The sequence below is a fragment of the Allocoprococcus comes genome (assembly GCF_013300725.1).
GTDB lineage: Bacteria > Bacillota > Clostridia > Lachnospirales > Lachnospiraceae > Allocoprococcus > Allocoprococcus comes_A.
In genome coordinates this window covers 122,553-134,629 of sequence record NZ_JAAIMM010000004.1, presented here as the reverse complement: position 1 = coordinate 134,629, position 12,077 = coordinate 122,553, and the positions used below count along the sequence as shown (strand labels likewise).

The following is a 12,077-nucleotide window of genomic DNA, read 5'->3' as shown; positions in this document are numbered from 1 at the left end:
TATCATATTGTCATTACTTCTGATGCTTCTGCCTTTTTACATTCTCTCCGGTGCTTCAAATCCAAGCAGATCGATGCAGGTTGTCAGAATGTCTCTTGTCAGTGTGAGAAGGGCAATGTAGCTCTTCTGCTTCTGTTCATCCTCTTCTGCCAGGATCTTGGTCTCATGGTAGAAACGGTTGAATGCATTTGCAAGATCGTAAATATATGCACAGATCTTGTGTGGTGCAAGCTCTTCGTAGACGTTCTGCATTACGCTTCCAAACTTCGCAGCTTCCAGCATCAGAGCTTTTTCGCTCTCGCTTGCAGCCGCAAGGATCTTAATATCGTCCATGCTCTTTCCTGATTCTTTGTATTTGTTCAGGATGGATTTGATACGAACGATGGTGTACAGGATGTACGGACCTGTATTTCCCTCAAAGGAAGTGAATCTGTCCACATCAAATACATAGTCTTTTGCTGCCTGGTTGGAGAGATCTCCGTATTTGATCGCAGCCATTCCGACCATCTTCGCTGTCGCTTTTGCTTCTTCTTCCGATACGGTACGGTTCTCAGTAATCTTCTCATACATCTTCTCGGTGATCTCACGGATCAGGTTCTCAAGACGCATGACGCCGCCTTCTCTGGTCTTGAACGGCTTTCCGTCTTTTCCGTTCATCGTACCGAATCCAAGGAAGGTCAGCTTGGTATCGTCTTTTACGATACCGGTCTTCTTCGCGCAGCGGAATACCTGTACAAAATGCAGTTCCTGACGCTTGTCAACCACATAGATGACTTCATTTGGCTGGAACAGTTCTTCACGTTCTACCAGTGTTGCAAGGTCTGTGGTGTCATAAAGTGCTGCACCGTCGGACTTCAGGATCATACATGGCGGAATCTCTTTGGTATCGGTCTCTTCTTTGACATCTACAACGAGGGCTCCGTTATCAATATGTGCATAGCCTTCATTTTTCAGTCTTTCTACCATATCCGGGATGTATTTCTGTGCGTCAGATTCCCCTTTCCAGAGGTCGAATTCAACATTCAGGTTCGCATAGTTTTTCTTTAAGTCTGTCACAGACACATTCATAATGTGATCCCAGATTGCACGGTAACCGCGCTTTCCACTCTGCAGCTGGAAGGTCGCATCCAGTGCTTCTTCTCTGTAATCATCATGCTCTTTTGCATAAGTGGATGCTGCCGGATAGATTTCCTCCAGGTCACTGATGGTAAATGGTGCCTCTTTTGGATATTCTCCGGTGAAATTATCATCAAAATACGGAAGATCCGGCTGGCGTTTCTTCAGTTCTGTGATGATCAGTCCCATCTGATATCCCCAGTCTCCAAGGTGGATATCACCAACTACTTTATTGCCCATAAAACGGGTGATTCTCTTTACGCTTTCTCCGATGATCGCGGAGCGGAGATGTCCAACGTGAAGCGGTTTTGCCACGTTCGGTCCGCCGTAATCAATGACGATTGTCTTTGGATTTGCTACTTCTTCCGCACCGAGCTTTTTATCTGCTTCCATCTGGTTCAGATATTCTGCGACTGCTGCCGGGTTGGTCTTCAGGTTGATGAAACCTGGCTTTACGGCTTCTGCTTCGCTGACATATCCATTTTCCGGAATCTTTGCCACGACTTCTTCGGCGATCATGATCGGTGCTTTGTGGTATTTCTTTGCACCTGCCATCGCGCCATTACACTGATATTCACATAAATCCGGGCGGTTGGAAAGTGTAACCCGCGCCAGCTCTTTCTCATATCCGGCATCTACAAATGCCTGTTCCAGTTCTTCTGTTATCAGATCCAGGATCTTCTTCATAGTATCGATCGTTCCTCTCTTTTTCATCATAAACGTTAGCGCAGACTCTCTGCCTGCGCCGCTTTATTTATTATATCGGAATCCTTATGTAAGCGCAATAGAAAATCGTAATCTGGGGACTGGATGTTGCCTGAAATTCTGCATTCTTTATGAATTTGGGGCAAGACAGCATCCACTTCTGCTGACGCACAACATTTTTCATAGACTTTACCGCTTTTTTCAGACGTTACTGGCTCACTGTATTTACAGTGTTACTGATCCACTGCTTTTTTCAGATCTTCCACTGCCTGTGCGAGCATTGCATCTGAACCAAGTGCCTGTTCGTAATCCGTTTCTACCTGTGCAAACAGCTCCTGTACATCTGTCTGTGTGGAAACTTCTTCAATCACCGTCTGAATCTGCTCGTCAGAGATCTCTGCCTGAATATCGAATTTCCCTTCTTTATCCTTAACCACATACAAGGTTCCAAGCCCCGGTACTTCGGTGTAAATTCCACGGATCTTCATATTGTACCGTACATACAGGATCCTGCTGCCTTCTGCTTTGCCGTCTTTCGTGTAAATCGCAATCCCATCGTATGCTTCGGCATAGGCTTCTTTTCCGGAAAGTTCCTGATAGTATGCTTCTACTGCATCCGCAAGCTCTTCGTCCTGATTCTCCAGAAGCGGATTGGTTTCCATCGCTGCGTACCCGGTATTTACTTTTGGCTCTTCTGTAACAACTGCACTTACTTCTTTTACCTCATCTTTTTTCTCTTTCGTAAGAAAAACGGTGACTCCCGCCGTCATAAAGCAGACCAGCAGATACACAAGACCAGTGTAGAAAATCTGCTTCTTTCTGCCTGTAAGGACGGGCATCCTTTTTTCTTCCGACATGGCATTTCCTCCTTTGCCACCTATCATACGCAATGCCAGCTTTTGCGTCAATAGCGAAGAAAGACTTGTTTTGACGGGTTTTGTCGAAGCGATTATTTATTCTTTTTCTGCATTAAAATTGCTTTATGCTGATGCCCCCTCTGTGTATCAAATCACTTGCAAATGGTATTCCGGCTGCTATTCTGTTCATCCCGTTTTACTTGTCCTGTTCAAAATTTCTTCTTGATTTTTTTCTGGGCAAGTGCTATATTAGTAAATGTCCTTGTAGCTCAGTGGATAGAGCACCGCCCTCCGGAGGCGGGTGCGTCAGTTCGATTCTGATCAGGGACGTGAAAAGACTGTGAAGCTTTTATGGCTTGACAGTCTTTTTTAGTAGCTTGATTGGCTTTCCATTGCATTTTCTTTGTTGTCAGTTTTTTAGGTTATCTCTTCCATACAGGCAATTATTCAAGTGAAATTCATACTACCATAGCTTGTACTTTCAATCACAGAATTCGTTCTGAAGAATCACTTCCTGTTCTTCTCCCTTATACACAAAATAAGAAAAATAATACATGCAAGAAAGCTTAAGAACACACCTATGTAAAAGGTTGGTAACGCACTGGCTTTTGCCGCCTCAAGTGAAATTGCCGGATAATATAAGTCCTTATACCAGGTGAAATAAGTATAGAATTCACCAAGAACGATTGCCACTAATCCAATTCCCGCCAGAATCCGTTCTCTTGCTTCTATACGCTTTGCCTGAATCAGCAGAACGCCAATCACAAGCAACGCAATCCCAACCGGATTGGCAATACTCTTAAATCCCCATTCTGATAACTCCGTCATATACTCCGGCGCAAACCATTTGAACGGCATTAGAATAAAGCTGATTATGTAGCAATATAGGATATAGGTTCTCTTCATCTTGAATCCTCCTTGGCATTTATTCAACAGTTTCGATTTCTACTTCTAGTTACAGTATATCCGTTTTTTTAAGAAAAATCCAGTTTATATTACAGCCATTTCCGGCTGCTTTCAACTAATTTATTCTTTCTTCAAAGCCTCCTCTATATCAGTCGGCAAGCACCCCATAACGTAAAAACTCCAATTACTCCTGCGCATCCCATCATCCAAAGAACTTCTATCCGATGCATTTTCTTCTGGAACTTTTCTTCCATTCCAAGTGACTGTAAGATTTCCCATTCTCTTTTTTCTTCCTGCTTCTCTGCAAGGAACATCTGATATAAAACGATAGAAATCAGAATCATGTAAAACACTGCAAAAATGCTGTACATTCCTATAAAGGAATACAATTCCTGACGTATTTTCTTATACTCTTCATGGTTATTCTGCACATTTACAGCTGTTCCCTGTTTTAAAATACTTAGAATATGCCCTTCCGTATCATACGCATCCACATCATCCGATACCAGAATTTTTACAATCTGATCATATTCCATAATTCTGCTTTTCCCAAATTTCTTCCAGAAATTCTTTCCAACAATCATCGATATACCAGATCCACCTATCTGTGGATTCCGCACATCTTCTTCCTTCATGCCACGTAAAATCGCTGTTACCGGAATCGGATTTTCGTTTCTGCTTCCATCCTCATTCAATGTATAAACCGGAAGTTCATCACCAACCTGTACCGTATCTTCTGATATTCCTTGTCCGTCCGGGCTGAATGCGCTCAGATATTTCCCATCATATTCCTGCAGTTCTGTAAGATCCAGAATGCAAAAATCTCCCTGTTCAAATTCTTCTTTTGTCAGGCTGCCTTCATCCAGATTTCTCAGAAAACGCTGTATATCCTGCCATCTGTCTATTGTAAGCAAAGACAATCTTACTTTCTCAATAGATATCTTTTCCTTTATTGATGTCTCATTCAGATATGCCACCAATGTTTCGACTACTTTCTGAAAATACTCGCTTTCGGCATATTCTGACAGATCAATCCAGAACTCCTCTTTCTCATTGTTGTGATATTGCTCTACAGAAGTCACTCCGGCAACCTGTTCCAGTTTATCAACTGTCTGCTTTGAAATTCCCGGTGAATTCGTAATTTCCATTGTACTTAAATAATATCCATTTCCTGTCAGCCTTTGATATACTTTCAGTTCTTCCTGCCTGGTTGAGATTTCCATCTTTCCAAATCCCACGATCAGAAAAACACTTGCCAGAAGAACGATTTCCACACTCTTACGCACACGATGCATCTGCCATTTATGAAGTAAAACTCTCCCCGGCGTAAACCTTACGATCTTCCTATATTTTTCTCTTCTTTTCTGAACTTTCTTCTTTTTTTCTTTCAGAAGTATGCGAAGCTGCACTGCACTGAGTCCATAACTTGCCCCAATGCATAACACACTGAATCCAGTTCCAAAAAGAACTCCTTCCCAAGCAATTGCCTGTGGTAATGTCTGCTCGGTTATCTTTTCAAAAACAGGGATAACCAGCTGGTAAATCCCAATTCCTGCAAGATTTCCAACAATAACAGCCCCTGCACCAAACAGAACTGCTTCCCAGAAAATAATCTGGTACATCTGCCCTCTTCTCATTCCAAGTGCATCCAGGAACCTCCAGAACTGTTCTCTTGAAATAATCGAACGCGATACCGTAAGAAACAGGATACAGATCGACGCACCACCAATCAGCAAACGGATATTTTCCAGAAAATCCATATACGGAAGACTTACATCAGAAAGTTTGTCCTGTTCCACATTTTCATCCATGCCGCAGGTAAATTCTTCACTGTCTTTCAGATCTTCATAGACACTTTCACTGCCTTCTTTCGCTTTTACAAGCATATGCATATCCTGAATAGATCCAATCCTGTCACCGCCTTCCCGGGTCACAATCCCGGTCGGGAACCGATGCCGGTTGCAGATCTCCCAGTTTATCTGATAATCTTTTAGAATCCCGCACAAAGTATAAGCATAGCTTTTCGATTCCCCCTGCTCCAGAATGGAAAGCGCCGATGTAACGTCCAGTGTAATTTCTTTTCCAAGCATCTCCTCATATCCAAGTGAGCGAAGTGTACTGTATTCCATTGCGATCTCATGCTCATTTTCCGGCAGGCGCCCTTCTTTCATTTCCAGTCTGCCAAGCTTCCACGCCGTCTCGTCCATCGTCCCGATATTCATCTGACGGTTTTCCAGATAATCCCCGGAGATCGCACCATAGATCCTTATTTTCCCGGTCTGTGCAAGAAATGGATTCTCTTCTGCTACTTTCACCGAGCTTTCATCCATATCCACAAATACCTGTTCCCATTCCCCATATACCGCCTTGCGATTCTCGATATATGCGGCTTTCAGTCCTTCTGACATCTGGAAGCCAATCTGGACCAGTGTGCAGGTAAGAAGCAGGACTGAGACAATCAGGATGCTGTATTTCTTCTGGCTGCGAATTCTTTTTATACTGAGTTCCCGTTCAATTCCATGTCTTTTCTCTCTTTTCATCGCAATGCACCATCTTCCATATACACAATCCTGTCCGCATAATTGGCACTGTCCATATCATGTGTCACCATGACAATTGTCTGACGGTAAAGTTCTCTGGATGCGCAGATCAGCTTCATGATCTCCTGCCCGGTCTGATAGTCCAGATTCCCGGTCGGTTCATCCGCAAGGATCACTCCCGGCTTTGCCGCCATTGCACGGGCAATTGCCACTCTCTGCTGCTCTCCACCGGATAACTGATCCGGATAATCTCCATTCCTGTCCCATAATCCGACCTTTTCAAGAAGCTGTCGGATATAGGCTTTATCCGGTACTGTATGTGCGATATAAAGCGGCATACATACATTATCCCAGATCGTATACTCCGGCAGTAACTGATACTGTTGGAAAATAAACCCGATTTTCTTCTGCCTGATCTTGCAGATCCTCTTTTGGGAAAGTCCGTTGATCTGTATTCCATTCAGAAAGACTGCTCCGGTATCTGGCTTTTCCAGTGTTCCTGCAATCTTAAGAAAAGTAGATTTCCCGGATCCGCTTCGCCCCATCACTGCCACAAACTCACCACTTTTCACTTCAAAAGAAAACTCCTTTAATGCTGTGATTTTCTTTTCACCAAGGGTATAGCTTTTGCTTACCTTGTCCAGTCTGATTACGGTTTTCATCTTCCATCACCTCCTTCATTTGTTAGTCTTACTATACCAGATCTGTCTTTCGATTCACTTACCCTAATCTTACGATATCGTAAGATTACTCACTTCCCGCCCATGATCCTTTGCGATCATCTTTGGCAGTATAAACTGGAAGGTTGTCGCCTCTTCCAGACCACTCCGCTCTACAACCTTCAGTGTCCCCCGATGAAGCGTGACAATTTCCCTTGCAAGATGCAGGCCAATCCCGATTCCACTGCCTTGTTCCATCTGGTAAAAACGGTCAAAAATCAGCTCTCTTTTCTCTTTTTCAATCCGTTTTCCCTGATTAGTGATATACAGCTTGTAATAATCTGTATCTTCTTTCAGAAGAATCTGTATCTTGCTTCCTGTATCTGCATATTCTATGGCATTTTTCAGTACATTTTCCATTGCCTCTTTCAGCCAGAATCCGTCACAGGAAAGCAGGCATTCTTTTGGAACATCCTTTTCAAATCCAACGCTTTTTTCTTCCGCTAAAGGCTGTGTTCTGTCCATGCATTCTTCGATGAGTCCGGTCAGATTTTCTTTTTTCCGCTTCATCCAGATTTTCCCGGAATCAATCTGTGCAAGCCTCAGAAGCACGATCGTCATATCCGACATCCACTGCACTTTTTTCACACAGTCTTCCAGCTTCTGATACCGCTTTTCATTCTCTTCTGTCGCAAGAAGCACCTCCAGATTCAGAAGTGTTCCCGCGATCGGCGTCTTTAGCTGATGGGAAATATTTTCCATATAAGTTCCCATTTTCTGCCGGTCCCGATGCAGAAATTCTTTTTCTTCCGCTAGCTTTGCTTCCAATTCCCTGTCTTTTTCTGCAAATTGATTATTCAGTGTTTTTTTCCGTCTTTTCTCCATGTGCAGTTCTGTCAGCAGACCAGCAATGCAGATGATGCCGATTGCAAACACAAACGTGCCTCTTCCATAGCTTCGGATTCTTTTTCCCAGCCAGACTTTTCCTGTCTCTCCATATCCTGCCTCTTTCAATGCCTCGCAGCCCTTCTGATATGCTTCTTCATCCGGTTCTGTAAAGGCAGAAACCGTTCTGTCTTTTTCTGTCTGTCCAATCCAGGAAACAACCTGTCTTTCATAATTTTCTGCAAGAATATTCTGATATCCATAAAAAGCCAGCAATATCAAAAGAAAAATCAGAATCCATTTTCCCGGTATTCTCCATTTTTCTGTCTTTTTCTCAGATTTCATCATACACATCCTCTGCTTTCATCGTCCATGCGTAACCGACTCCACGCTTTGTCTCAATCGGATCCTGCTCACTTTCTGCAGTCAGCTTCTTTCTCAGCCGGTTCATATGTACAGACAAGGTATTGTCATCGATATAATTTTCATTGGAATCCCAGATAGTATCCAACAGGAACTCCCGTGCGACAAGATTCGGTGCATTTTCCAGAAGACTGCGCAGAACCTGGTACTCCGTCCTTGTAAGATCGATCCGGACACCATCCTTCTGCAAAATCTGATTCTGCAAATCCAGTTCATATTCTCCGCTTTTGATTCCTTTTTTCACTTTCTTGCCATTCTGCATACCGGTACGTCGCAGCAAAGCCTTGATTCTCGCAATAAATTCAAATGTGCGGAAAGGCTTTATCACATAATCATTTGCTCCCGCCTCAAATCCCTCTACAATAAATTCTTCACTGTCATAGGCTGATAAGAAAAGAATGGGATTGTCTGTATATCTGCGGATCTCCCTGCAGAGCATGATTCCGTTCCCGTCTGGCAGCTTCATGTCCAGTACATACAGCATATATTCTTCTTCTCGGATCCTTGTAAGCGCCTCACTACAGTTTTTTACTGCGACCGCATTCCATCCCTTTAGGTCCAGGATGTCTACGATTCCCTGTCTTACCAGATCGTCATCTTCAATTACTAAAATTTCTGTGTTCATGCTTGGAATTCCTTTCTTTATTTCTATTGTATGATTGCGTAAGCTGACTCCTACTTGATCTATATAATCGAGCAGGCTGACTCCTACTTGATTCGTATACTTTGTACACCATCTCGCTTAACAGCCAGATGATGTACATTCGCCAAATGCAGATTCTTGTGCAAGCACAAATCTGCACTTGGCTCATCGTATACACAAAAAGGTGCCGCAAACCTGCGACACCTCTTTAAGTCTTCTTCAAATGATTATCCAGCAGGCGTGCGCTTCTCCTGCATCTCTCAGGTTTCCCCTGTCTATACCATCGGCGTGTGGATCGCACGAAATCTTCCACCTTAAATAATCATATGAATAAATTTTTCTCTACTTTCAGTATATCAATATTATTCTCTTTTGTAAAGAATTTGTATGTAGAAAAAAGTTCATAATCATTGGGATGTCTTTCCCTAATATGCATAATCTGCACAACAGTTATAATAACTTCATCTGTTACTATATCCTCTGCTATACAATGGTATATTTCCCTGTCAATTTTCCCTACTCTATACACGTTTATAATCTATCCCTACTTCGCCACGATCCGAATCTCCTCCCCATCAGAGTAATACACGGAATCCGAAAGCACTTCCTCCGGCGCCACTCCGATCTGATTGATCTCTTTGACCATCTCCTGCATCCGCTCCGGCTCCATTCCAAAGCTTTCCGGCACCAGAATGACTTCATGGATACTGCTTGGCAGGATATAAAACCCCTCTCCGATCATCCCCCAGACCTTTTCCAAGAAATCCGGATACCGCATCACTGCTGCCCCCAGACTGCACTGCTCGTTCGTCGCCACATACATAAAGCGCACGATCTTCTGGATCTGCACCGGATAGATCCGCGGTGTATTCTTCTCGGCAAGACGCCGGATCTCTTCCTTTTCCACACGCCAGTACCGCAGATGCTCGTTGCGAATCTGGATCGCCGCCGAACCAAAGCGTGTGTTGTCTATCTGGATATAATAGACCACTGCCAGATCCAGGAACGGCTCATAAGGAATCTGCTTTAACAGTTCTTCGTTGGCATCCCGCCGGATCAGCTTGTACACGATATGCTCTTTTACATGATTAAAATCAAACAGATTCTGACAATCACAGGTCTTCTTCACCCGAATCTCCTGATAAATACTGCAAATGGAATCCGCCAGATCCGGTACCTGCTGCCCCTTCAGGTACTTCTGGTAAAATTCCTCCAGATAGATCGTCGGTGCAAGGTTGCTGTCCTCCTGCTTAAAAAGAATCCCCGTTCTTCTGGTTCCATTATTCTTTGTCACAGTGTACAGCTCTGTCCTCACCTGCGCATCTACCTGTCCTCTGATCTCGCATAACATAGCATTCATAAATTCTGTATAATTCATCCGTTCTCCTTCCCGAAAGCCATGCGCCGCAAAGAACCTTTTCTGCCATCTTAAGGCAGCTTATGATTTGAATATCACCTGCATTCAAGCAGGTGTGTACTGCCAATTATATCTGCCCTTTTTTCAGATTACAAGAACATTCTTTTCCCTTCCAAAATGGCATTGACATGCAAAAAAGCCGAAAGCATGAGGACTTGCCTCTGCTTTCGGCTTTTATCTCTGTCTTAATTTTGTGAATTATGACGAAAGGATTATGCTCTTGAGCTGTACTCTCCTGTACGGGTATCAATTTTGATCTTGTCACCCTGGTTAACGAACAGAGGTACAAGAACGCTTGCTCCGGTCTCAACGATAGCCGGTTTGGTAGCGCCTGTAGCTGTGTCACCTTTTACTCCCGGCTCTGTCTCTGTAACTTCAAGTTCCACACTGATCGGCGGCTCTACTGAGAATACGTTACCTTCATGTGAACATACTTTAACCATCTCGTTCTCTTTTACGAACTTGAGAGAATCTCCTACTGTATCTCCATCAACTGCGATCTGGTCGAATGTCTCAACATCCATGAAATGATAGAGTTCACCATCAGAATACAGATACTGCATATCTTTTCTGTCGATATGAGCGGTATCGAATTTCTCTGTCGGACGGAAAGTCTTTTCTACTACACCACCACTGATGATGTTTTTAAGTTTTGTTCTAACGAAAGCTGCTCCCTTTCCCGGTTTTACATGCTGGAATTCCAGAATCTGATAAATATTTCCTTCGATCAGTACTGTAAGACCATTTCTAAAATCGCCTGCTGAAATCATTGTAATATCCTCCTTATATATGCCCTGAGGCATTCCTTTTACTTTTTTATATACATTACTTATAATTCTATAATAAAAAACTCTATTTTTCAACAAAAAATTTCAATCAATTACAGATTTCCCTGATTTTCCGTATTTTTTGCTATTTCATATAGGAATTATAAAGCTTTTTATCCACATTTTTCTCGATTTCATCGTAAACCGGCTGCACTGCCTCACGGATTTCCACTCTCAGTTCATCACTAAGTGTAACAATCTGTGTTCCGCTGTCCTCAATTACTTTGATCTTGTCCGCAATCCGGTCATCCGATGCCTGGCGAGCCTCTTCTTTGGCGATCTCTGCAGCTTCTACAAGGATCGCCTGCTTATCTTCCGGCAGATCCTGAAAAAATTCATCACTGACGATCAGAGAGATCAGATGTGGCAGGTGATTGGTCTCCACCACATAATCCTGCTGTTCATAAAGCTTGTTGGATACGATAACCTCGTATGGATTTTCCTGGGCGTCAATGGTTCCCTGCTGCAGCCCGATATACACCTCACTGAAACTCATCGGTGTCGGAGATGCTTTCAGTTTTTTCCAAAAATCCATATGGTAGGAATTCTCCATGGTACGGATCTTCTGTCCTTTAAAATCAGCCAATGATTCGACCTTTTTATTCGTTGACATCACGCGGAATCCCTGATCTGCATAACCAAGAAGCTTGTATCCGCCATTTTCATAGACATTCTCCAGAAGTCCGTAGAATTCCGGATCATCGGCCTTTTTACGTACTTCATCAATCGTGCTGAAACGGCACGGAAGATCGAATACCGCCAGATCCGGCATAAAGGTTACCTGCGGAGCTGTATTCTGGATCACAAACGGAATGTCCCCATCCTTACAACTCTCCAGAAGCTCCCTGTCCCCTCCGATCGTACCGTTCGGATAGACCTGGATCTTCATCTTGCCATCACTTAATTCTTCTACTTCTTCCGCAAATTTTTCTGCATAGATCTGTGTTACGGTATCCTCCGGACTCGCCGTTGCAAGCGGCCATGCATATCGCTGTACTTCATCATCCGTAACCGTCTTTTTCTGGCATCCCGCACTGAGTGCAAGTGCCGCACACATTCCTGCCGCTACTGCCATTCTTACTGCTTTCTTCATGCTGCC

The 12,077-nt window shown here is 43.5% G+C and carries 10 protein-coding genes and 1 tRNA gene; 1 reads left to right on the top strand and 10 read right to left on the bottom strand.

Going from position 1 to position 12,077, the window contains the following annotated elements; translation table 11 throughout:
- Positions 1-36 precede the first annotated feature (36 nt).
- Both argS and G4407_RS03605 read right to left on the bottom strand, forming a co-directional pair.
- Positions 37-1,803 carry an arginine--tRNA ligase gene (argS, locus tag G4407_RS03610; protein WP_173687805.1) on the bottom strand — a complete coding sequence of 589 codons (1,767 nt, stop codon included), beginning with the start codon at positions 1,801-1,803 and terminating at the stop codon, positions 37-39.
- A 251-nt stretch (positions 1,804-2,054) separates the two neighbouring features.
- Positions 2,055-2,678, bottom strand: coding sequence for a hypothetical protein (locus G4407_RS03605; protein WP_173687780.1), 624 nt, complete (start codon positions 2,676-2,678; stop codon positions 2,055-2,057).
- Positions 2,679-2,936: 258 nt separating this feature from the next.
- Here G4407_RS03605 and G4407_RS03600 point away from each other — a divergent pair.
- Positions 2,937-3,008: transfer RNA gene (locus G4407_RS03600), tRNA-Arg, on the top strand.
- A gap of 177 nt (positions 3,009-3,185) precedes the next feature.
- Here the strand turns inward: G4407_RS03600 and G4407_RS03595 are convergent.
- The 8 genes from G4407_RS03595 to G4407_RS03560 form a co-directional block, all read right to left on the bottom strand.
- Positions 3,186-3,584 carry a hypothetical protein gene (locus tag G4407_RS03595; protein ID WP_173687779.1) on the bottom strand — a complete coding sequence of 133 codons (399 nt, stop codon included), beginning with the start codon at positions 3,582-3,584 and terminating at the stop codon, positions 3,186-3,188.
- A gap of 143 nt (positions 3,585-3,727) precedes the next feature.
- The gene (locus G4407_RS03590) at positions 3,728-6,124 is read right to left on the bottom strand and encodes an ABC transporter permease (protein ID WP_173687778.1); all 2,397 of its coding nucleotides are present in this window, start codon (positions 6,122-6,124) and stop codon (positions 3,728-3,730) included.
- Positions 6,121-6,786, bottom strand: a complete 666-nt coding sequence (locus G4407_RS03585) for an ABC transporter ATP-binding protein (RefSeq protein ID WP_173687777.1) — start codon at positions 6,784-6,786, stop codon at positions 6,121-6,123. Before G4407_RS03585 ends, G4407_RS03590 begins: the two co-directional genes overlap by 4 nt.
- A 69-nt stretch (positions 6,787-6,855) precedes the next feature.
- A complete protein-coding gene (locus tag G4407_RS03580; protein ID WP_173687776.1) occupies positions 6,856-8,016 on the bottom strand; it encodes a sensor histidine kinase in 1,161 nt (386 codons plus the stop codon).
- Positions 8,003-8,716, bottom strand: a complete 714-nt coding sequence (locus tag G4407_RS03575) for a response regulator transcription factor (protein WP_173687775.1) — start codon at positions 8,714-8,716, stop codon at positions 8,003-8,005. Before G4407_RS03575 ends, G4407_RS03580 begins: the two co-directional genes overlap by 14 nt.
- Positions 8,717-9,278: 562 nt before the next feature.
- Complete coding sequence (locus G4407_RS03570) at positions 9,279-10,112, bottom strand: DUF5688 family protein (protein ID WP_173687774.1); 834 nt, start codon at positions 10,110-10,112, stop codon at positions 9,279-9,281.
- A gap of 251 nt (positions 10,113-10,363) precedes the next feature.
- On the bottom strand, positions 10,364-10,921 hold the full coding sequence (gene efp / locus G4407_RS03565; RefSeq protein WP_022220387.1) for an elongation factor P: 558 nt from the start codon (positions 10,919-10,921) through the stop codon (positions 10,364-10,366).
- A 142-nt stretch (positions 10,922-11,063) separates the two neighbouring features.
- The gene (locus G4407_RS03560) at positions 11,064-12,071 is read right to left on the bottom strand and encodes a TRAP transporter substrate-binding protein (protein WP_173687773.1); all 1,008 of its coding nucleotides are present in this window, start codon (positions 12,069-12,071) and stop codon (positions 11,064-11,066) included.
- Positions 12,072-12,077: the final 6 nt, after the last annotated feature.

Coding starts and splice junctions, on each gene's coding strand:
- G4407_RS03605 (WP_173687780.1), bottom strand. CDS start 2,678: ATGTCGGAAGAAAAAAGGATGCCCGTCCTTACAGGCAGAAAGAAGCAG.
- G4407_RS03585 (WP_173687777.1), bottom strand. CDS start 6,786: ATGAAAACCGTAATCAGACTGGACAAGGTAAGCAAAAGCTATACCCTT.
- G4407_RS03595 (WP_173687779.1), bottom strand. CDS start 3,584: ATGAAGAGAACCTATATCCTATATTGCTACATAATCAGCTTTATTCTA.
- G4407_RS03575 (WP_173687775.1), bottom strand. CDS start 8,716: ATGAACACAGAAATTTTAGTAATTGAAGATGACGATCTGGTAAGACAG.
- G4407_RS03570 (WP_173687774.1), bottom strand. CDS start 10,112: ATGAATTATACAGAATTTATGAATGCTATGTTATGCGAGATCAGAGGA.
- G4407_RS03580 (WP_173687776.1), bottom strand. CDS start 8,016: ATGATGAAATCTGAGAAAAAGACAGAAAAATGGAGAATACCGGGAAAA.
- argS (WP_173687805.1), bottom strand. CDS start 1,803: ATGAAGAAGATCCTGGATCTGATAACAGAAGAACTGGAACAGGCATTT.
- G4407_RS03560 (WP_173687773.1), bottom strand. CDS start 12,071: ATGAAGAAAGCAGTAAGAATGGCAGTAGCGGCAGGAATGTGTGCGGCA.
- G4407_RS03590 (WP_173687778.1), bottom strand. CDS start 6,124: ATGAAAAGAGAGAAAAGACATGGAATTGAACGGGAACTCAGTATAAAA.
- efp (WP_022220387.1), bottom strand. CDS start 10,921: ATGATTTCAGCAGGCGATTTTAGAAATGGTCTTACAGTACTGATCGAA.